Raw genomic sequence first — 20922 nt, 5'->3', positions numbered from 1 at the left:
ACAAGAGAAAACAAAAGATTTTGTCAAGCTTTCACAAAATAAAAAAAGCCAGCAATTACGCTGGTTTGAGAGATATGGCCTCTGAATAAAGTCCTAAACTATTATAGTGCTAAATCCGAAAGACGGGTCTGCATACACGCACTTGATGTTCCAATATCGGCATGGTATCCTATTTTATAGAATATTATTCTATAAAATAGCGCTTTAACCGCTATTTGTTCCAAAGCCCGAATTGCTTTTGATCGCAACCGTAAAACCGCCAGGCAGATCATACGGGACGACATGATTCCGGATAACAAGTACCTTGCCGAAATTCTTACAGAAGGCAGATATCCGGACAGGATCCCTGTGGATGAACTACTGAAAGATGTGAAATAAGTATCGGAAGATGCCGTGTATGAGACCGAAAAAAAATCCGGACATACGGAGAGAACGCTTTATCGATGCCGCCGCGAATTTGTTTTTACAGTTATTTTTCAAATAAAGATGAATTGTATCGGGCTGCCGTGGAAAATATCGCCCATTCTTATGTTGCCGGCTTTGAAAAATCGGGAGACAAGGCGGCCGGCTCTTTTTATATCGGGAGGCATTTCGGCGCTGCTGATGGATTATATGACGCAGACCATCCGCAACGGGGAAGCAGAACAGACATTGGTAAAGGAAATCTTGATGCCGTCAATCGCAGAGGCATGAGCATGATGCGCAGAAAATAGATGAAAAAGGCCGATCATGCAGACGCGAAAATGTTCTTCTATGTCGATTCCGCTGCGGCCATGGCATCAAAAACAGACGGGGCCGCAGCGGATCTGCTGAACATGGTTAAAATAATCCGGCTGAAGCTGTAAACTTCAAAAACATCTCTTTACAGGAGCTGCGAGCGGAGCTCCTCCGCACTCTTTGCCGAAAAGTAGGACGGCGCAATATCGAGAACGGTGCGGCAGCCGCTCTGTCCCTCCTGCCCCATCCGCCATGCGGCGCGCGCGCAGCACAGCAGCACGGAGCTCGTAAAGCCCGGGTTGGAGTCAAGGCGGAGCTTGTACTCGATGATCTGCGTATCCTCACCATCCCAGCCGGTTTTTCCGCTGCGGATCACAAGGCCGCCATGCGGAAGCGCAGCGTGATCGCGCTTCATCTCCTCTGCCGTGATGAAATGAACCGCGGTGTCATAGGCGTCAAAATAATTCGGCATCGTGACAATTTCACGGGTGATCCGCTCTTTGTCCGCGCCGTCCGCCGCAACCACAAACACCTCGCGGGTATGCTTCTGCCGCGTTGTGAGCTCCGGCGTCTCTCCTCTCCGGATGCGCTCCATGGCCTCTTCCACGGGAATGGTGTACTGCCGCGCATCCAGCACGCCGTCAATTCGGCGCACCGCGTCGGAATGCCCCTGGCTGACGCCTCTTCCCCAGAACGTATAGCTTGTCCCCCCCGGCAGGATCGCGTCCGCATAGACCCGGTTCAGCGAAAACATCCCCGGATCCCAGCCGCAGGAAATCACCGCGACCTTTCCGGCCTCTTTCGCCGCGGCATTCACCGCCGCAAAGTGCTCCGGGATCCGCGCGTGCGTATCAAAGCTGTCCACTACATGAAAGAACTTTGCGAACTCCGGCGTCTGTGCCGGAAGATCCGTTGCGCTTCCGCCGCAGAGAATCAGCACATCGATTTCTTTCGCGTGAGCCGCCGCGTCCGCCGCCGCGTAGACCGGAACGCCCTCCGTGCGAATATGCAGCTCTCCGGGCTGTCTGCGGGTAAACACCGCCGCAAGCTCCGTGTCCGGATTCTGCCGGATCGCGCATTCTACGCCGCGTCCGAGATTACCGTATCCCATAATGCCGATTCTGATTGCCATAATTCCTCCGTTTCCGGGGCGCGCTTCCTCTTATATTCTGTGCATATGCACCTTGTCCGCGTCCTGCATCCGGAGATTCTCATGAACCTCCCGTTTGTCCGCTCTGGCAAGCAGCGCCTCTCTGTCCTTTGTCAGCTCCGCCAGCGACTTCTGTGCCGCCGGTCCCTGAATGCAGCCGCCCTGACAGGCCATGCCCTCCATGAACTGCTCTGGCAGTCTCCCCATCTTCATCAGCGTCAGATTCGTCTTGCACTCCGCCGCTCCGTTGGAAACCTTGACCTTGATTTCCGATGTATCGATTCCCTGCTCCTTCATGCACTGAAGAACCGCCGCCGTGACACCGGCGCTGTTTCCGAAGCGCTTTCCGAAAATTGATCCCTGCTGCGTGAAGACATCCGTAGGCTTAAGCTCGATGCCCTTACCCGCGAGCATCTCATGCGCCTCGTCAAAGGTCAGCACATAGTCGACGTTGTCCACGATGCTCGTATCGAGGATCTCGCTCTTTTTGGCCTGACAGGGGCCGATGAACACCGTGATGCAATCCGGCTCTCTCTCCTTGAGCATACGGGAGACCCCGCACATCGGACTGACCGTCGTGGAGATTCTGTCGCTCAGTTCGGGAAAGTGCTTGCGGATCATATGAACGAACGCCGGGCAGCAGGAGGTCGTCTTGCTCTCTCCCTTTGCAAAGGCCTCGGCCCATTCGTCCGCCTCGGCCGCCGCCGTCAGGTCACCGCCAAGGGACACCGGAATCAGATCGGCAAAGCCCGCTTCCTTGAGCGCCGCACGCCACGAATCCTCGGTAATGTCCGGGCCGTACTGCCCCTCGATCGCCGGGGCCGTCATCGCGTAGACTTTCGCTCCGGAGCGTATCATATTGATGACGTCCACAATAAAGGTCTTGGCGCCGATCGCACCGAACGGACACGCATGGATGCAGTGTCCGCACTGAATGCACTTGCTCTCGTCGATCTGGCAGACGCCGTATTCATCCATCGTGATCGCTCCGACCGGGCAGGCTTTCTTGCAGGGACGCACCAGATCCACAATCGCGCTGTACGGGCAGGCCTTGGCGCACATGCCACACTCCTTGCACTTGTTGGGATCGATATGCGCCCGGATCTGGCGGTGGCTGTCCCGCTCGATCGTGATCGCGCCGAAGCGGCAGGAATTGTAGCAGGCATGGCCGAGACAGCCATGACAGTTGTCCGTCACCGTATAGGACGACAGTGGGCAGTCATCGCAGGCCGCCGGAATGACCTGAACAATATTGGTGGTATCGTGATGAGCCGTAGGGCAGATGCCCCTCGCCAGACGCACTCTCTGCCGGATAATCTCGCGCTCACGGTAAATGCAGCAGCGGAACTCCGGAAGCGGGCCGGGAATGATCTCCTCGGGAAGATTGTCTTTCTTCTCCTCCAGTTCCCCATTCCATGCGAGCTTTGCCACTTCACGGAACACTCTCTTGGTAATGTCGCTGGTTGTCTTGTCGTTGGTTACCATAACTCCCTCCCCTTTCTCCCTGTGATGCCTGACCGATGCAGCGCCTTGCCAAAAGGAGCTCTCCGCCCTCCGTTCCGCACAGGCGGAGAGCATGTCGAATGATGAATAGTCTGCTTACCATGATAAATCATTAACAAACCGGAAACAATACGGCCGCCTGCACTAAATCCCGTACAGTCGCCGGCCGAACCGTCGCCCGCGCAGACGGTCAGAACATGTGCAGCGTCACCGGCTTTCCGATTCCTCTCAGCGCCTCCGCGAGCTGACGGGTCAGATTCTGCCGCATCCCCAGCTCCAGCGGAAGATCGGGGTTCTGATACGCCGCGTTGATGGCCGTTCCGACGTACATCTCCACCTCCGTGCATTCCTCAATCAGGAGTTTCGCGATCCGGTCGGCCGCGTTCGGCCGTTCCAGCTTTTCAAAAAAACGCCTCCCGATCGTCCCGATATCCGCATAGGCGTGAATGATCCGGATCACCTCGGCGAGCGTCAGCACGCCCTCCGTCACCAGATCGATCCCTTCGATCTCGCCCATCGGCGGCAGCGTCGACTCCGGGTCATATTCGAGCGAAACACGCAGGGGCCTTCCCAGCACCCGGGACAGAATCGAGGCGCTCGTTCCGCCCGATACGATTCGCTTCACCGAGGCATCACCGGACATGAACGCAGACACCATCCGTCCATCGTCCTCCGGGTTCCTCGCGGGTCCCGTCATCAGGTGGACGATCTGCCGCCCGGTCACGCGGATGCATGCCACCGTTGTATCGTCTCCGGGCTTCCCCTCATACAAATCGAGACAGGCCTCGCAGATCCCTATAGCCTCGCGCATGGGGGACTGGAAGCGCTCGTGCTGGCGGCGGGCAAACTCAGCGATGTCCTCCCACGGCCAGCCGAAGCTGAAGCGCCGCCCCACTCCGGCGTGAATCGTTCCATCGCTCATAAGAAGAAAGGTATCGCCGGTCTGCACCGTAAAGCGATAATCGTTGAGACTCTTTCCCAGCTCGACCCGCTCCCGTCTCGGAATTTCCATCACCCGGCCGCCGCGCAGAAAAACCGCTTCCGGATTATCGTACTCAATGAGCGTCGCCCGTCCGTCGTGAAAAATCTGCAGAACCGTGAACGTCGAATACGACGCCCCCGTCGCGGCATCCTCCGGCAGCGTGTCGATGACCGTCGCCACGCAGTCGTTCAGGTGAGCTCCGCTCTCCAGCATGGAGCCGAAGATCTTGGAGGTCAGCGTGGACAGCATATTCGCCCGCACGCCGCTCCCCATTCCGTCCGCCAGAATGACAATGTCGGAATCCTCCCGGTGCACGATCTCAACCGTATCTCCGCAGAGAATTTCCCCATAATGATTCAGACTTTTATAGGCAATTTCCGTTGTTACGTTCATCACCGCTTCTCCGGTTGTTCCTTTGGTTTCCGGTATGTCTCCACAATCCGATAGCTTCCGGATTCCTGCTTCCTCGGCCCCTTCACAGGAATGCCGCCTGCAGTCGTCGCAGGGCTTTCCGGCTCCCGGGTTTCCGGCGCGCCGCCTCCGATTTTTTCCGCCTCCGCGAGATCCCCCTCCGCGCGAATGGAATCGCAGAGCGCTGTCATAGTGGTCTTGGTGCGGGCTGTCGTCTCCCCAAGGAGCCGCGCGATCTTCTGCGCCGTGATCATCTGCTCCCGGATGACGTTCTGCGCCAGCTCCATATTATGGAGACGGCTCCGGTACTCCTCGCCGGCCTTTTCCTCCTGCCGCGTGATATCGGTGATCGTAAGCAGTACGAGATCCTGCTTCGGCATATACACAATATTCTGGAGCGTCGTCAGCCCGTAGCGCGGATAGGAGAGCTTAAGTCCGTGAATATCCTCGCCCGAGGCAAACACCCGCGCACAGTCCTCGGTTCCGATGACCTCCGACAGCGGCCTCCCCATGGCCTGCCCGCGCGGCACCCCGAAATACGCCTCGCTCTGCCCGGAATATTCCATGACCTGCATGCTGCGGTCGACGACAATGATTGCATTGGGGCTTTCCGCCATGACGGTCCCCGCAAGCGACTCCGCCTGCTGATGAATATAGGGGATGCACATGTCAAGCTCGGCCTTGCCCTGAAAGACCGCGACCGCCTTGTCCCGGCAGGTCGGATAACCGCAGGCGCCGCAGTTGAGCTCGTCCTCCGGACTGAGCTTCCCGATGCGCCCCAGAATCTCCCGGATCTGCTCCTCGGTCGGAAGCGGATCCTCCAGAGCCCTGCCGCCGAAGCTCCGGCGGAAAGAAAGTCCGCTCATCATCTCCCGCAAAAGCCCCCGCGGGACGGCCTCGCGCGGAACCACCTCTCCCATATCCAGCTTGACCTTATATTTATAGACATCATCGTCCCGGACGAGAGGACCCTTGATGCAGCCGTCCGAGCACATATTCATTTCAATAAAGCAGCCCTTTACGCCGCCAGCCTCCATGTCGCGGCACAAATCGATGCAGTCCTTTGCCCCGTGAACATAAAATTTCCGGTATGAATCGACAGGCAGGAGGGCATCCTGACCGTCCCCGGTTTCCCGCCGCCCGGAGAACTCCCCCTCCGTTCCATCGCCGCGCTCCTCCTCCGCAAGCGAAACACGCACGGATTTCAGGATCCCTCCCGTGACGGGATAGAGACGGTTGATCTTCGGGTCCGCCGTGTCAAAGGGAATGTCCTCACAGTCCAGGGCGGAAACGCCCTCCTCCTCGAGCCACCCCTTGATGTCGTCAAAGCTGACAACAGCATCAACCCAGCCCGCGCAGCGGGGATCCCTCGCTTCTTTTTTCTTCGCGATGCAGGGGCCGATGAACACGACTTTTACGTCCTCCCCCATGCGCTTTTTGATCATCATTCCCGACGCGATCATGGGCGAAACGACCGGGGCGAGGAACTTTGCGAGCGTCGGATGGTACAGCTCAATCAGCTCGTTCACGCTGGGGCAGCAGGTCGTGATGATGTTCTCCATCTTCCCCTCGCGTATGAGCCGGACGTACTCCTCCGTGACGGCCGCCGCGCCCTCGCCGGTTTCGCATACGGCCGCAAAGCCCAGACGGCGCAGCGCCGCACAGACTTGTCCCGCCGTCCGGAATTTCAGCACGCCCATGTAGGACGGGGCCAGCGTCGCCACAACGCGCTCCCCCGACGCAATCATATCCTGCACCGCCCCCAGCTCGGATGCCAGCGTCTTGGCGGACTGGGGGCATACCTGAAGACAACGCCCGCAGAGAATGCAGTGACTGCCGATGATCTCCGCACGTTCATTGCGGATCATAATGGCTTTCACCTCGCAGTTCCGGACGCATTTATAGCAATGCCTGCATTTGGTAGAGTGAAATTCTATGATTTTCATGCCGGCTCCACACAAAAAGCCCCGGAAGAGACGCATAGAGCAGCGCCGAACCGGGGCGGACAATCATTCAGATTCTCGACATGATCTCGTTGTTGAAGAACTCCTCTGTCGTCTCGGGGGACAACGAATACAGCGTATCGCCGATGGTAACACATACGGCATGCTGACAGTTTCCCGTACAGAAAGAACCATTCAGCGACACCCGGTCGCCTACATTATTTTCTGCAACGAGCTCCCTGAGCTTGGCAATCACAGCCTTGGAGCCTTTCATGTGGCACGCACTTCCAATACAGATTGAAACGTTGAGCATCCTGTTTGTCCCTCCGCTATAAGCTTTTGATCTCCCCCGCACGGGTGCCGCTCTCCTCTTCGGAGCGCCGGCGCGATCTTAGTTAAAACTATACCATATCGCCCTTTTCTCCGCTATAATATTTGTGAACTATTGCCTGCATCCATTCCATTTCCGGGAGGCTCCTCATGGACAAGCACAATCCGCCGCACGGAAACCGCCGCATCACCCCCGACGGTTTCCGCTCTCTGATCGAAAGCGCCATATTCATGCTTCCCCGCGCCTACGCTCCGTATTCCGGCTTTCATGTCGGCGCGGCGCTCCTTGCCTCAAGCGGCGCGGTATACACCGGCTGCAACGTGGAAAACGCCGCTTTCACGCCCACAAGCTGCGCCGAAAGAACCGCCGTATGCAAGGCCGTCAGCGAGGGCGAAAGGCAGTTTGACGCCATCGCCGTCATCGGAGGACGAAAGGGAATCATAACGGATTTCTGTACTCCCTGCGGCGTGTGCCGGCAGGTGCTTGCCGAGTTTGCCGATCCCGACGCATTCCTTGTGATCTGCGCCCGGACGCCGGACGACTATCACATCTATACCCTGCGGGAGCTCCTGCCCGACAGCTTCCATCCCGGGAGTCTCGGCATCCGCCCCGATTCCGGAGGAGAGCATTCATGAAGTATTCTGAGGATCCGAGCCGTCAGTATCACATTCAGGTCGCAAAGGGCGAGGTGGGACGCTATGTTCTCCTGCCCGGCGATCCGAAGCGCTGCGCCAAAATCGCAAAATATCTCGAACATGCCGTGCAGATCGCGGACAGCCGGGAGTTTATCACATTCACCGGTCTCCTCGACGGCGTTCCGGTCTCCGTCACCTCCACCGGCATCGGCGGCCCCTCCGCATCCATTGCGCTCGAGGAGCTTATAAACTGCGGCGCAGACACCTTTGTCCGCATCGGCACCTGCGGCGGAATGCAGACAGAGATAAAGAGCGGCGATATCGTCATTGCGAGCGGCGCCGTCCGCATGGAGGGCACCAGCCGCGAATATGCCCCCCTCGAATTCCCCGCGGTCGCAGACCCGGATGTTCTCACGGCGATCCGGAGCGCCGGAGCGCGTCTCGGCGCCACCTGCCACACCGGCGTCGTGCAGTGTAAAGATGCTTTCTACGGGCAGCACAGCCCGGAAAGCATGCCCGTCGGCTACGAGCTGCAGAATAAATGGAGTGCGTGGCTCCGTCTCGGCTGTCTCGCCTCGGAAATGGAATCCGCCGCGCTCTTTGTCGCCGGCGCTGCCCGCGGCGTCCGCGTCGGTTCGCTGTTCCTCGTCATGGCCAATCAGGAAAGAGAACGGGCCGGGCTGGAAAATCCCGTCGTCCACGACATTGATCTGCCGATCCGCGTCGGCATCGAGGCCGTGCGCGAGCTGATCCGGCAGGATCGGGCATCCTGGCGGCACATGAGCAGCGAATAGCACCATCGCGATGCATGGACATGGCGGCGCATAGCACCGCAGAAAACAGCATCGCCAAAAAAGGGACCGCGGTCCGGCATATCAGCACGCCGGAGCTGCGGTCCCTTTCACATTCGCGTCAGCTTCATTTCCCAATCTCTGCCGCATCTGTATGGTATATGGCAGCAGAGTATATATTGCAGTTCTTACCATTCCACCGCGATGTCGAGCATGGCGGGGTTCTTCGACGCAAAACCGCCGGTATCGGCGACAATCGCCGTGCCGAGGCTCGTCTCAAGGATCGTACCGAGAGGCCGCTCCGTCAGATTAGCCGCAACCATAATGTAAGAGCCGAACATCTTGCAGCCGTCCGCGCGAACCCAGTAATCGCCGGTAAGCCCCATATCATGCAGCAGCTCAACGCGGGCGGACATGTCCATGTTGTAATAGACCTCCTTGCCGTTCGGCCCGTAGTTAACACCTGCCCTGGCACTGAGAACTTTTCCGTCCCATGTAAAGCTCCGCGTCTGCGCATCCAGAATCTCCAGCATCAGCGCCGCATCGCCGGAGCTCACGGCATTCGTCAGGTTCTCCAGCGTCACTGCCACGCCGCTCTTCGTATATTCCTCTGCTTTCGCCTCTTTGCCGGTCCCGATGAACAGGAGCGCCGCCGCAAGCATCGCGCAGAGCACGGTAAGGATTTTACCTGTCTTTTTCAAAATTATGTCCCCGCGTCATAAACAAGTGAACGGTAACCGAGGACATATTACAAAATTATTTCATTTTTGTCAAATTCTTTTTCTGATGAATCAGAACTTTTGAGGAATACAGCTCCGCCGGGAGAATCGAGCGGTACAGCCGGTCATATATTTCCCGGATCTCCGCCGCCTCGTGCCGGGCTCTCACCGGCTGCTCCAGAACCCGGTATTCCACGCCAAAAAGGCGCACGGTCACACCTGTGTCCTCGATGCCGCTGCGGCGGTAAAAGCGGATCCGTCTCTCCCGCCTTTCCCGTTCCGCCTTGCTCCCCGCATAATCCGGGTTTTCCACCTCGCCAATCACGCACGCCGCATCAGGGAGGCTGCGCTCCAGCGCTCTCAGAAAGTTCGAACCGACGCCCTTTCCCCGCTTGTTTTTAAGAACTGCCAGATAATCCAGAAGATATTCTCTGCCCTGTTTCCCCGGCAGATAGGCAAAGAACGCATAGCCGCACAGCTCGTCCTTCCAAAAACACCCGTAGCAGAGATAGCGGCCCTCCCGCAGCGCCGTCTCGATTCTCCCGAGCGGCTTTCTCTCATTGTCCGGAAAATCCGCCGTCATACAGCGCCGGTACACCTCCCTTACCTCTTCCACTGTCAGCTCCCTGATACTCTCGATGACTCTGTCCTCCTTTCCGAATGCGCCGCGCACCCGTCATTTTTCCGCAAATACGATCTCCTGCCGCTCCGCATCGACTTCCGCCTCCATGCCGAACGGAATAATGCAGCGGGGGAGCGCATGCCCGATATTCACATTGCACACCACCGGCAGCGAGGGATCTGCAATCACCTCCCGCAGCAGCGCCCTGTACTCCGCGTCATAAGTCTCATCCATCGGCTTTCCGGCAAGCACGCCGCCGGACAGACTTACAATCGCAACGGTTCTGATTTTCATGCTTTCCCCTTTCCCGCGAGGCGAATTTCAGATTCGCCGATGCGATCTGCGACTCGGTGCCCCGCACCGATGTCGGAGTTTGAAAGGACTGCATCAGCAGGGCTTTCAAACTTCTCCCCCTCTCCCATATGCCTTGCGCTCCAGCCAGCGGAAAAACCGGGTCAGATAGCGCATAAACGGCTCTGTCGCAATCGCAAACAGAACAAACAGCAGTACGCAGCGCAGAGAAATATAGCGGATGGCGAACAGAGCGCTGAACAGCCGCGCCGCCAGTATCATACCCGCAATACATCCGCCGATGACGAGCCGGCGGAAGCGGTTGAGCGGCGAGGAAATGCGGATCAGAATCATGAAGCCGACGATCGCAAGCAGGAATGTCGCCGCCACGGAAACATCCTCCGCCGGCACCTCAAAGATCTGTGCAAAAATGACCATCGCCGCAATAATAAAGAAATCCGTCAGCGCCGCAGGCATGGCTTTCAGCAGAATACGCCGCAGGAAATGCGGCTTCTGCCGCTTCTGATTCGACTCCAGCGCAAGAAAGAAAGCCGGCACGCCGATGTTGAACATGCTGACCAGAGAAATCTGTGTCGGCTGCAGCGGATATTCCAGCAGATTCACTATCGAGAACAGCGACAGCAGCAGCGAAAAAATATTCTTTACGAGGAACAGCGTCGCGGACCGCGAAATATTATTGATATCCCGCCGCCCCTCATAGACGATGTTCTGCATGCGCGTAAAATCGGAATCCAGCAGAACGACCTGCGCCGCCTGCCGCGCCGCGTCGGACCCGGAGCCCATGGCGATGGAGCAGTCCGCCTCTTTCATCGCAAGAATATCATTGACGCCGTCGCCCGTCATGGCGACCGTATGTCCCTGCTTCTGCAGGGCCTGCACCAGCTGCTTCTTCTGCTCGGGGCGCACGCGCCCGAACACCGTGAATTTCCTTGCCGCCGCCGCAAGCTGCCTTTCCTCCGCAAGGACAGAGCAGTCCACATAGCGTTCGGCCCCGGGGACGCCCGCGCTTTGCGCGATCCGCGCGACCGTCAGGGGATTGTCCCCCGAGATCACCTTGACCGCAACGCCCTGATCCCGGAAATAGCGGAACGTCTTTTCCACGCCCGGCCGCAGACCGTTGCGCAGGGCCACGAAAAGGAGCGGGGAGAAGCGCCCCCCGCCGTCCCCGTTCCGGGCAAAAACCAGCACGCGCTCCCCCTTGCGGGCGTAATAATCCGTGATCTCCTCACTCCGCGCGAGCGTCTCCCGGTCAAGAACACACTCCGGCGCGCCGAGGCGATAAACGCCGTCCCGCGCCTGCAGCTCGGAATATTTGTTCTTGGAGCTGAACGGCAGGAAATCCCGCACCTCCAGATCGCTGCGTTCCCGGAAAAAAGCACGGAGCGCCGCCATGGTGATATTATTGTCCGGCAGGATATCAAGATATCCGCCGAGGAGCCGCTCGTAATCCGCGAGCGCCGCCGGATCGCTGTCCTCCCCCGCAACACAGTCCGTCACAAACATCTCGTCGCTCGTGATGGTTCCGGTCTTGTCGACGCAGAGCACGTCCACGCGCGTCAGCGTCTCAATGCTCCTCATATCGTGCAGCACGACCCTGCTCTGCGCGAGCCGTACCGCGCTGAGAGCGAGCGCCACGGACACCAGAAGATACAGCCCCTCCGGTATCATGCCGATCACGGCGGCGACCATGGAAACAACGCTGTCGCGAAAGCTGCTCTCCTGAATTACATAGCTCTGGACGAAAAGCGTGACCCCGATGGGAATGATGAGAATACCGGCCACAATGATCAGACGGTTGATCGCGCGGATCATCTCGGACTGCTCCCCCGCGGGCATTTCTTTTGCCCGCGCGGCAAGCTGTGCGATATAGGAATCCGCGCCGACCCGCGTCAGGCGCGCATAGCAGTCGCCCGACACCACAAAGCTCCCCGATCGGAGCTCGCAGTGCTCCGGCGCAGGCGTCTTTTCAATTTCATCCGCCTCACCGGTTAGGAGCGATTCATTGACGGCCGCTCTCCCCCCGATCACCCGCGCATCCGCGGGGATCTGATTCCCGGCGCGCAGGCGGATCACATCCCCCTGCACCAGCTTCTCGATCGGCAGCTCGTACTCCTGTCCCTCCCGCAGCACCAGAGCCCGAGCCTCGCTGATGACAGACAGCTCGTCCAGAACCTTTTTGGCATGTATCTCCTGCACAATCCCAATCACCGTGTTGAGAATGATCACCGGAAGAAAGGTGAGGCTCCGGAAAGAGCCCGCCGCAATCAGAAGAACGGTCAGCAGAAGAAAAATGCCGTTAAAATATGTTAAAATATTTTCTTTGACAATGTCTTTCACCGACTTCGCCGACGAATCCGGCTGCCGGTTGGAGAGTCCGTTCCTGCGGCGTTCTGCCGCCTCCGCCTCCGTGAGCCCGAGAATCTGATTTCCGATTTCCGACATCACTGTCCTCCATAATGAATCCTTATGCCGAAGCGCTCTATGCGAGGCGCGCGCCGCAAAATCCGCGCAGGCGGTTTTGCCGCTGCGATCCCTACGCCCAGACAAACCAGAGAAAAAGATATCCCGCCGTGACCGCCGTCAGCGTGAAAGGAACCGAAATACGCATAAAATCACGCGTCCTGACCTCAAACCCGTTCCTCCGCAGTATCCCGATGCCCGTGATATTGGCCGACGCGCCGATGGGCGTGAGATTCCCTCCCAGCGTTGCCCCGCACAAGAGCCCGAAATACAGGAGATACGGAGACACACCCATCATCGCCGCGACGCCGCTGATGACCGGAAGCATCGCCGAGACATAGGGAATATTATCCACAAACGCCGAGATCAGTACGGAGCCCCACACAACCAGCGAATAGAGAAGGAACAGATTGTGTCCGCCGATCCTCACAAAAAATCCGGCAATGTCGTCGATAATCCCCACGTTGGTAATTCCCGCCACCACAATAAACAGCGAGAGCAGAAGAAGCACCGTCTGCCAGTCGTATTCCTTCAGCGCCGTCCGCCACTCTCCCCCGCCCCGTCTGCGAACGAAAGAGCCCGCGACGCACAGCAGCGCATAGCTCATGCAGATGATCCCGTTGGTGAGCGCCGGCCGGTTCTCGAGGAATGATGCGGCGATCAGCGTGACGATGGCCGCCGCGAGCGCAAAGCTGGGGAGGTACGATTTCACCTCCGCCCTCTCCTTTGCCTGCACCGGCTGGCGGAACGTCCGGAATAAAAACAGCATGACCGGCACCGTCGCCGCCGCGCCGAGCTCCACGGCCCAGAACATCCCCGGCTTTCCCCCCATAAAGAAGAACTCCGCGAAATTCATATCCGCGTAGGCGCCGAGCATGATCGAGGTGGTATCGCCGACCAGCGTTGCCGCGCCCTGAAGATTGGACGACACCGCAATCGAAATAATCATCGGGATCGGGGAGGCGTTCAGCTTTTTGGCGACGGCCACCGCGACCGGCGCGAGCATGAGCACCGTCGCCACGTTGTCGATAAACGCGGAAATGGCCCCTGCAAACAGCGACAGGAGCACGATGACCATACACAGATTCTTGGAGCAGTCGAGCAGCGCATCGGCGATCCGGAGCGGCATGCCCGACAGACTGAAGTAGGAGACGAGGAGCATCATCCCCGAAATCATCAGAAGAACGTTGAAATCAATCGTCCGCAGCAGACTGGAAAAAGGCACGATTCCCAAAAGCACAAAGGCCCCCGCCCCGATGAGCGCGCTCCACATGCGGAGCTTCGGGCGGAAGATCATAATCGCGTAGACAGCAATAAACAGAAGAAGAGCAATGGTTTTCATAGACGCCTTTCCCGCGCATCATCAGATTTTTCCGGGAGCTTTTCCGGATTCTATGCCCGCACACGGCAGATACCTTGCATTGTAGCATATTCCCCGGCGGTGCAATCTGAAAATTCCGTAAACAGAGCCGCCCCGGCGGCAGAAAAGGCCTTTGCGCATTCCCCTCCGATGCGCTACACTCACAGATAAAACAGAAAAGAGGAAAACATGATGGTCCCTGTGGAAAACGCCGCTGCATGCGGCAGGTTCCCGCTCCCGGCATCCCGCCCGCTGAGCCGCGATGCCGTCAAATACATCGCCATGCTCACGATGACGCTGAATCATATCGCCAACATCTTTCTTGCTCCGGGAAGTCTCCTGTTTGAGTTTTTTATCGACATCGGTTATTTCACGGCCATCACCATGTGCTTTTTTCTTGTCGAGGGCAGCGTCAGAACCCGGTCGCCTCTGCGCTACGGGATCCGCCTGCTCCTTTTTGCCATGCTCTCCGAGATCCCCTATCTGCTGGCTCTGTACCCCGACACCCCCTTGACGTTCCCTGACGTTCTGCTGAATCTCAACATGCTCTGGAATCTTTTTTTCTGTTATGTCTGCCTCTGTCTTCTGGATCGCTGCCGCTCGCCGTTTCTCCTGCCCCTGTGCATTCTGCCCGCCGCCGGATCGCTCCTGTGCGACTGGAGCGCGTTTGCACCGCTCTTCGTCCTCCTGTTCCGCTGGGCGCGCGGCCGCCGGAACAGGCAGCTCCCCGCATGGGGCATCGCGCTTTTGTCTTTCATCGGGGTGGAGCTTTTGGGTCAGGCGTCCATTATGGCTTTCTCCGCAGCGCTTCCCCGCGCCCTCGGCGCCCTTTCCGGGCCGGCCCTTGCCGCCGTCGTAAATCTCCTCCTCTATAACGGCAAACGGACGAAACGGGCGCAGCGCTTCTCCAAATGGTTCTTTTATCTCTATTATCCGGCGCACCTCACCGTGCTGGCCCTTATCCACATGGCACTCGCAGGCGGGCGATAACCTGCGAGGCGCCTATCCCTGCCCTCCGATGCGGCGCGAGCTCCTCCTCTTTGCGGCCTCAGTCGGCGATGTCCACATCCGGCGCGATCTGGATCGTATATTCCGGATAATGCTCTTTCAGCTCCTTTGTCAGAATCGCCAGCCCCTCCTCCTGCTCGATCTCAAAGCTCATGACGACATCAAAGCGCAGGTCCTTCTCCACGGTATCAATATAAAAGCCGTGCATCTGCAGTGCCCACTCATGAGACAGCACCAGCGCCTGTACTGCATTGCGGATCTTCGCGGCCTCGCTGTTCTTCGTATTATAGGAATAGACGCCGACACCGGTCAGCACCACGCCGGTTTCCTGATAAACCCGCGCCTGCACGTTTCGCGTCAGAACGTCCACCTCCTCCACTGTCATGGTGTCCGGCAGCTCAAGGTGCACCGACGCATAGTTGCGGTCCGGCCCGTAATTATTCAGGAGCAGATCATAGGCGCCGCGCACATCCGGAGCCTCCGTCAGAATACGGCGTATCTTTCCCGTCAGCTCCGGGTCCGCCCGCTGTCCCAGAATATCGTCCAGCGTGTCGGTCATCATGTCGATTCCGGAGCGGATGATGAAAACGGAGATCGCCGCACCCACCCACGCCTCGAGTGAGACGCCGAAAGCAACATATATCAGCGCGGAGGCGAGCACCGAAGCGGACAGGATCGCGTCAAAGGTGGCGTCCGCTCCCGAGGCCTCCATCGCCCGGGAATTGGCCCGCCGCCCCTGCGCCGTCACAAAGCGCCCCAAAAGGAGCTTCACTCCGATCGCCACGGCAACGATCATCAACGAAACCGCCGTATATTCGGCCTTTTCCGGACGGATAATCTTCTTCACGGACGCCACCGCCGCCGTGATGCCCGCATACAGGACGATCGCCGCCACGATCATCGCGCTCAGATACTCCACCCTGCCGTGTCCCAGCGGGTGCTTCCGGTCCGGCTGCCGGTTCGCCAGCTTGGTTCCGACGATCGTGATGACGGATGAGAGCGCGTCCGAGAGGTTGTTCACGGCATCCAGCGTCACTGCAATGGAATGCGAGACAAGCCCAACCGCCGCCTTGAACGCCGCAAGAAGAAGATTGGCGGCAATCCCGATAACGCTCGTCCGTATGATGATCTGATCCCGGTTTCTGGCTTCTCCGGCCAGACTTTCCGGTATGCTGTCCTTTCTGTTCATTATTTTCCTCCTTAGTCAAATATCCTGCCGCGGGCAGCGTGGCAGAATCTGCTCCCGCTTTTCTCTGACTTCTCTCCGGCTTTTCCTTGCAGCCCCCGCTCTCCTGCGCTATAATCCGCTCGCACAGGCTGACTGTTCATTGCATTTTCGACAAGGCCGGAAGTCCGGCAGGGAGGGATCATGTCCGATCAATATGAACGACTGGAACGGCTCCTCGGCGCAGAGCCGCTTGCCCGCCTCCGCAGGGCGCGCGTCGCCGTGTTCGGCCTCGGCGGCGTCGGCGGCAGTGCGGTCGAGGCGCTTGCCCGGAGCGGCATCGGCACACTCGATCTCATCGACAGCGACCGGGTTTCCCCAAGCAACCTCAACCGTCAGCTCCTCGCCACCCGGAGCACCGTCGGCCAGTATAAGGTCGACGCCGCCGAGGCGCGCATCCGCGATATCGACCCCGATATCATCGTCCGGAAATATCCCGTGTTCTATCTTCCGGAAAGAGAGGGCGCAGGCGGATCCCCGGACTCGTCTGCGTCCGGCTCCCTCCCTGACTTCTCCGCATGGGATTATATCATCGATGCCATCGATACGGTGACCGGCAAGCTCGGCATCATACAGGAAGCGCAGCGATCCGGCGTCCCCGTGCTCTCCTGCATGGGCTGCGGCAACCGCCTTGATCCCGGAGAGCTCACCGTCTGCGATATTTACGAGACGAAAACCGACCCTCTTGCCCGCATCATGCGCCGGGAGCTTCGAAAGCGGGGCATCGACGCGCTGCGTGTCGTGTGCTCCTTTGAGCCCGCGATCCGTCCGCTTCCCGCGGAGGGAGCCGCTCCGGGCCCCCGCCGGCGCGATGTTCCCGGCTCCAGCGCCTTTGTCCCGCCGGCTGCCGGTCTTCTCGCCGCCTCCGTCGTCGTCCGGGAGCTCTCCGGCTTTGATCCGGGGAGCCGCACAGAACGCCGATAATATAAAGCTGCCGCGCAGGGAATGGATCGTCCCGCGCGGCAGCCCTTTTTGCCCTGCTTTTTTGCCCGAAGCCCTTCGATTCAGAATTTGTGGCCTCCGCCACCGCCGCCACCGCCGCCGGAGAAGCCTCCCCCACCGCCGCCGGAAGAGCCTCCGCCGGAGCCGCTGGATCTCGGACTGTACCGGCGGCTCTTATTCGTCATCTGGACAGAAAGCCCCGTGGCCGCAAGACCGATGATCGTCGCCGCAAGCAGCTCCTTTTTCGAGGGACGGATATCCCTTCCCTTGAAACGGACGAACAGGAAATTCATAAGAAGAGAAAGGATCAGCGCAAGCAATCCGTTGGTGATCCAGCGCATCGGCTGCGCGATGCGTCCGCCCTCAAGCAGCGTATTGATCTGACCGTATGCGCCGGCCGCGCACTCATAATACTCTCCCTGTGACGCCTCACGGTACACATTGTCTGTGATTGTATTCGCGTAGGCCTTTGTCACCGTCCGGTAAATCGCTCCGTCGCTGTGAATCCAGATCGTCCTCTCTCCCATATCGATGAGAAAAAGGGTGCCGCTCCCGCTGCCAAAACAATCCCGGTACCGTTTCGCCGCGTAGTCCGCGGTAGAGCCGTACTGCGACGCGCTGACAAAAGCAGCGCCGCCATACTCCGTAATCGGCCTCATCACCTTAAGAAGCGCCTGCTCCTCCTCCGCCGTCAGCAGTTCCTCCGCATCATCAATATAAATCTGATACCCGGTCTCCGGATTGGTGTAAGCCGGAGCATCCGCCGTGATGCGGATGATTTCATCTTCTGCTCTTAAAACCGCCGCAGGCAGCATCAGCAAGAGCAGCCCCAGCATACAGACGAGACGGATGTATTTTATCATTTTTCTTCCAGCAGCTTTATTCCTTTGCACTGTCGTTGCCTCCTTTCCGGTCAAAGAAGGTCGGGATCGGCCGCGTGGACAGAATATTGTATTTCAAAATGAGTCCCACACAGGTTACCGCCACTGCCGCGAGGCAAACGATGCAGCCGGCATAGTATTTCCAGTCCTCCACCGGCTCGATATAGCAGATCACAAAGGCCACAGCCAGCCCGAACCACGCACCCGCGGCCTGCAGCAGCATATTCTTCTCCGTCACCTTTTTCATGTAGGAGGCCGTCACGGCGAAGACAGCCGTCCCCGCAAGGAGAAGCAGCCCGCAGCCGGTCGCCGCACCGGACGCCGGAGAACTCCCCGAAAACAGCTTCGAGCCGGCGGACAGCGCATACAGCAGAATAAAAATTTCGACGCCCCGTGACAACAGGTACTTACCGATGTTCATACCGCCGGCAAAAATCTCTGCTCCTGTGCGCTCTCCTGTCCCGCGCCGCGCCCCCGCGTCGGCGCCTCCCGGAGGCGCGCCGTTCTCCGCCTTTGCACCGCTGAGCTGCCGGCCTGCCGCAAAGAAGCCGGCGTCGTCCTCATGACGCTCCCGCCGCACAATGGCCCTCATCTCCATCCGAAACAGCACCCCCGACGCCAGAGCAAGAAATGCAGACCAGAACAGTGCCGTCGGCGCCGTCATGGCGACCGTAAAACTCATGGCGGCAAACAGAAGCACCGCCATAAGGCCCGTCCCCAGCGCATAACGCTTCAGATCGACCGGAAGATCCATGGTGACCTTTCCCGTCTCGCCGTTCACAATGGCGTAAGCGATACGGCCGTCCTTTCTCCATGTGAGAAACCAGACCGGAAACATGGCCGCCCTGCCCCCGTCGCAGCGGGCTCCGAGAAGCTGCTCCCGCGCGGCCGACCCGGCAGGCAGCTTTGCCGTAAGCCCCTGTTTTGCCATGCCGGCCTGCACGCGGTCCATCGCTTCGTCCATCGCGCGGTCTTTTGCCTGCTGTCGGTAGGTCTCCTCCGGGACATCCGAGGTATCCGCGTAGAAGCCGCACAGAAAGGACGGATGGAACGGTTTCATCTTCCCCGCATGAAACGGAGCGATTTGATCCGCAATCCGATCGTCAAAGGACGAGGAGGCATCGTAGGCTGTACCGTCACAGCTCCCCTCGATGGTCTGCACGGTGCGGTAGTTCTCCGTATAGACATAATCCCCCCGGCGATACTCCTTGACCGCCGGCAGCTCCACTTGCTTGTTGAAGCTCACGTCATAAAGCCAGTAGGGAATATAAATGCCGCGGAACCTCTCGACAAACGCAGGGTCCCGGTATTCTTTCGGTGCGTAGAGCGCAAAGCGCGTTTTTTTCGCAAAGAGCTTCTTGCACTGCTCCTTGGAAACCATGAACGGAATAATCGTCTCCGGCTTCTTCTCCGTCGTCAGACGGCTCTGTAAAACCGCTGAAGCGCCGCAGTAGCTGCAGAAGCCGGTCGCCGAGCTGTCCGTGCTGACCAGCTCCGCGCCGCACTGCGTACAGGTATAGACAGTCGCACCGAAGCTGTCCTGCTCCTCGGCCTCCTTTCCCGTCTTGTAGGCATATGGATCGTACTCTCCACCGCAGTAATCGCATTTCAGCTTCTGCAGCGGAATGTCAAAGCGGAGCGCCGCCCCGCAGTCAGGGCATTCGTACATCCCGTTCCTCCTCTCCTGTCTCCTGCGCAGCCGTTCTCACCGCGCCGTGCTTTTCGTCCGTCCGGCTTTCATCCGATCTTCATCCGGGAAAGCGCCTCAGTCGCTGACGCTCCTGCCGGACCAGACATCATCGTTTCCGTAAAAGCCCTTGATTTTTGCCAGATTCAGGCTGTCCAGCTCCTGTCCCGGCGCATTCCCCGGAACATTCTGCCTGCCCAGCGTCATATTCATATTTTTGCGAAGCAGTGTCGACACAAGACGGTTGTGCTCTTTCAGCGCAACGCTGAGCCCCGCGAACTCATGCGCCTTGCCGTCCGCGGTGAGCGCGACAAGATAGTAGCGAATGTTTCCTCCGGCCAGCGCCGCTCCCAGCGCGCCGAAAAGATAGGCCCACGCCATGCTGCTGTTTCTCTTTGTATACCCGTACAGCTCGCGGATCCCGTCGATCCGGAATACCTCCAGCCCGTCTTTCCAATTCACCACATAATCCTGCGTCACATAGCAGCCGCTCTTCTTATAGAGCTCCGCGCCGGGGAGCTTTGTCTGCTCGACGCCGGAGGCATAATCCGGATCGGTCTCATAGAGCTGCTTTGCCCTCTCGATCTTCTTATCCTTTTTCCGCTGTCTCAGAATGGTGCGCACGAACTCCGCAAAGCAAAGAACCGCAAAAACGATCAGCGCAATCAGGCCGACCCACGTTCCGCTGTCCGTACCGGCGACATTGTTCCCGGAGCCGGTGTAATCCAGATAGACATAACCGAGATAATCCGCCGCCGATTCGTCCTCCTCAAGTCCCGCGTAATAGCTGTAAATCTCCGCCGCCACGTCGTCCAGCTCCTCGGAGGTCTCCCTCATATACCCCTTAAGCCGAAGCGGGGACGTATCCTCCTCAGAGCCGCTCAGTCCGATTTTCTCCTGCATTTCGTCGCTCTCATAAATTTCATTCGGAAGGCAGACGATATAATCGTAGTAGACGCCGCCGTCCTCCACCGTGCAGAACACATACTGATCCCCGGATTCATCCTCCACAAAGGAATCGGTAATGCTGACCGCATCCGCATAGACATATTCCCCGTAGGTATCCGCCTCTGTGATCTGCGTGCCGCGGAAGATCCAGAGCAGTATTCCCCCCGCGATGACGCTGAACACGGTTCCCATGATCAGCAGCAGCACACAGGCGGCAACGCTCCCCGCTTTCCCTGTTTTGAACATTTTCTTTTCCATACGCTATTCTCCCTACTGCCGGAGCTGTCCGGCTTCT

Annotated in this window: 19 protein-coding genes; 5 read left to right on the top strand and 14 right to left on the bottom strand. The window is 58.6% G+C overall.

Annotation, left to right across the window (positions count from 1 at the left end; translation table 11 throughout):
- Positions 1-713 precede the first annotated feature (713 nt).
- Complete coding sequence (locus E0E20_RS14375) at positions 714-845, top strand: hypothetical protein (protein ID WP_278045079.1); 132 nt, start codon at positions 714-716, stop codon at positions 843-845.
- Between the two features lie 17 nt (positions 846-862).
- On the opposite strand, the gene E0E20_RS11970 is transcribed toward E0E20_RS14375, so the two are convergent.
- From E0E20_RS11970 to E0E20_RS11950, 5 genes are all read right to left on the bottom strand, one after another.
- Complete coding sequence (locus E0E20_RS11970; RefSeq protein ID WP_130838423.1) at positions 863-1849, bottom strand: diaminopimelate dehydrogenase; 987 nt, start codon at positions 1847-1849, stop codon at positions 863-865.
- Positions 1850-1879: 30 nt separating this feature from the next.
- Complete coding sequence (locus E0E20_RS11965; RefSeq protein ID WP_130838422.1) at positions 1880-3352, bottom strand: 4Fe-4S dicluster domain-containing protein; 1473 nt, start codon at positions 3350-3352, stop codon at positions 1880-1882.
- 208 nt (positions 3353-3560) lie between these two features.
- Positions 3561-4745: a SpoIIE family protein phosphatase gene (locus E0E20_RS11960; RefSeq protein ID WP_130838421.1), complete on the bottom strand. Its 1185-nt coding sequence runs from the start codon at positions 4743-4745 to the stop codon at positions 3561-3563.
- Positions 4745-6709 (bottom strand): [Fe-Fe] hydrogenase large subunit C-terminal domain-containing protein, encoded by a 1965-nt coding sequence (locus E0E20_RS11955; protein ID WP_130838420.1) that lies wholly within the window; start codon positions 6707-6709, stop codon positions 4745-4747. The genes E0E20_RS11960 and E0E20_RS11955 overlap by 1 nt, the downstream gene beginning before the upstream one ends.
- A 67-nt stretch (positions 6710-6776) precedes the next feature.
- Complete coding sequence (locus tag E0E20_RS11950) at positions 6777-7019, bottom strand: (2Fe-2S) ferredoxin domain-containing protein (RefSeq protein WP_130838419.1); 243 nt, start codon at positions 7017-7019, stop codon at positions 6777-6779.
- Positions 7020-7186: 167 nt separating this feature from the next.
- Between E0E20_RS11950 and E0E20_RS11945 the strand changes: the two genes are divergently transcribed.
- Positions 7187-7672 carry a cytidine deaminase gene (locus tag E0E20_RS11945; protein WP_130838418.1) on the top strand — a complete coding sequence of 162 codons (486 nt, stop codon included), beginning with the start codon at positions 7187-7189 and terminating at the stop codon, positions 7670-7672.
- Positions 7669-8466: a uridine phosphorylase gene (gene udp / locus E0E20_RS11940; RefSeq protein WP_130838417.1), complete on the top strand. Its 798-nt coding sequence runs from the start codon at positions 7669-7671 to the stop codon at positions 8464-8466. The genes E0E20_RS11945 and udp overlap by 4 nt, the downstream gene beginning before the upstream one ends.
- 185 nt (positions 8467-8651) lie before the next feature.
- On the opposite strand, the gene E0E20_RS11935 is transcribed toward udp, so the two are convergent.
- The 5 genes from E0E20_RS11935 to E0E20_RS11915 all read right to left on the bottom strand — a co-directional run bounded on the left by E0E20_RS11935 (position 8652) and on the right by E0E20_RS11915 (position 13918).
- Positions 8652-9164 (bottom strand): hypothetical protein, encoded by a 513-nt coding sequence (locus E0E20_RS11935; RefSeq protein ID WP_130838416.1) that lies wholly within the window; start codon positions 9162-9164, stop codon positions 8652-8654.
- Positions 9165-9219: 55 nt separating this feature from the next.
- Positions 9220-9798 carry a GNAT family N-acetyltransferase gene (locus tag E0E20_RS11930; protein WP_130838415.1) on the bottom strand — a complete coding sequence of 193 codons (579 nt, stop codon included), beginning with the start codon at positions 9796-9798 and terminating at the stop codon, positions 9220-9222.
- 60 nt (positions 9799-9858) lie between these two features.
- Positions 9859-10098, bottom strand: a complete 240-nt coding sequence (locus E0E20_RS11925; RefSeq protein WP_130838414.1) for a hypothetical protein — start codon at positions 10096-10098, stop codon at positions 9859-9861.
- Between the two features lie 105 nt (positions 10099-10203).
- Positions 10204-12558: an HAD-IC family P-type ATPase gene (locus tag E0E20_RS11920; RefSeq protein ID WP_130838413.1), complete on the bottom strand. Its 2355-nt coding sequence runs from the start codon at positions 12556-12558 to the stop codon at positions 10204-10206.
- A gap of 91 nt (positions 12559-12649) precedes the next feature.
- Positions 12650-13918: an SLC13 family permease gene (locus E0E20_RS11915; RefSeq protein WP_130838412.1), complete on the bottom strand. Its 1269-nt coding sequence runs from the start codon at positions 13916-13918 to the stop codon at positions 12650-12652.
- Positions 13919-14125: 207 nt separating this feature from the next.
- On the opposite strand from E0E20_RS11915, the gene E0E20_RS11910 reads away from it, so the two are divergent.
- The gene (locus E0E20_RS11910; protein WP_130838411.1) at positions 14126-14926 is read left to right on the top strand and encodes a TraX family protein; all 801 of its coding nucleotides are present in this window, start codon (positions 14126-14128) and stop codon (positions 14924-14926) included.
- 58 nt (positions 14927-14984) lie between these two features.
- Here the strand turns inward: E0E20_RS11910 and E0E20_RS11905 are convergent, their stop codons facing one another.
- Positions 14985-16133: a cation diffusion facilitator family transporter gene (locus E0E20_RS11905; RefSeq protein WP_130838410.1), complete on the bottom strand. Its 1149-nt coding sequence runs from the start codon at positions 16131-16133 to the stop codon at positions 14985-14987.
- A 180-nt stretch (positions 16134-16313) separates the two neighbouring features.
- On the opposite strand from E0E20_RS11905, the gene E0E20_RS11900 reads away from it, so the two are divergent.
- Positions 16314-17093: a tRNA threonylcarbamoyladenosine dehydratase gene (locus E0E20_RS11900; RefSeq protein ID WP_130838409.1), complete on the top strand. Its 780-nt coding sequence runs from the start codon at positions 16314-16316 to the stop codon at positions 17091-17093.
- A gap of 80 nt (positions 17094-17173) precedes the next feature.
- Here E0E20_RS11900 and E0E20_RS11895 read toward each other — a convergent pair whose 3' ends face one another.
- The 3 genes from E0E20_RS11895 to E0E20_RS11885 all read right to left on the bottom strand — a co-directional run bounded on the left by E0E20_RS11895 (position 17174) and on the right by E0E20_RS11885 (position 20885).
- Positions 17174-17974 (bottom strand): TPM domain-containing protein, encoded by an 801-nt coding sequence (locus tag E0E20_RS11895; RefSeq protein WP_130838408.1) that lies wholly within the window; start codon positions 17972-17974, stop codon positions 17174-17176.
- Between the two features lie 16 nt (positions 17975-17990).
- Positions 17991-19661, bottom strand: a complete 1671-nt coding sequence (locus E0E20_RS11890; protein WP_130838407.1) for a hypothetical protein — start codon at positions 19659-19661, stop codon at positions 17991-17993.
- Positions 19662-19757: 96 nt separating this feature from the next.
- Positions 19758-20885 carry a hypothetical protein gene (locus E0E20_RS11885; RefSeq protein WP_130838406.1) on the bottom strand — a complete coding sequence of 376 codons (1128 nt, stop codon included), beginning with the start codon at positions 20883-20885 and terminating at the stop codon, positions 19758-19760.
- Between the last annotated feature and the right edge of the window lie 37 nt (positions 20886-20922).

The sequence above is a fragment of the Lachnoclostridium sp. Marseille-P6806 genome (assembly GCF_900625025.1).
GTDB lineage: Bacteria > Bacillota > Clostridia > Lachnospirales > Lachnospiraceae > CAG-791.
Note: the sequence above shows the minus strand (reverse complement) of the source record. Positions and strands in the feature narration are given on the sequence as shown.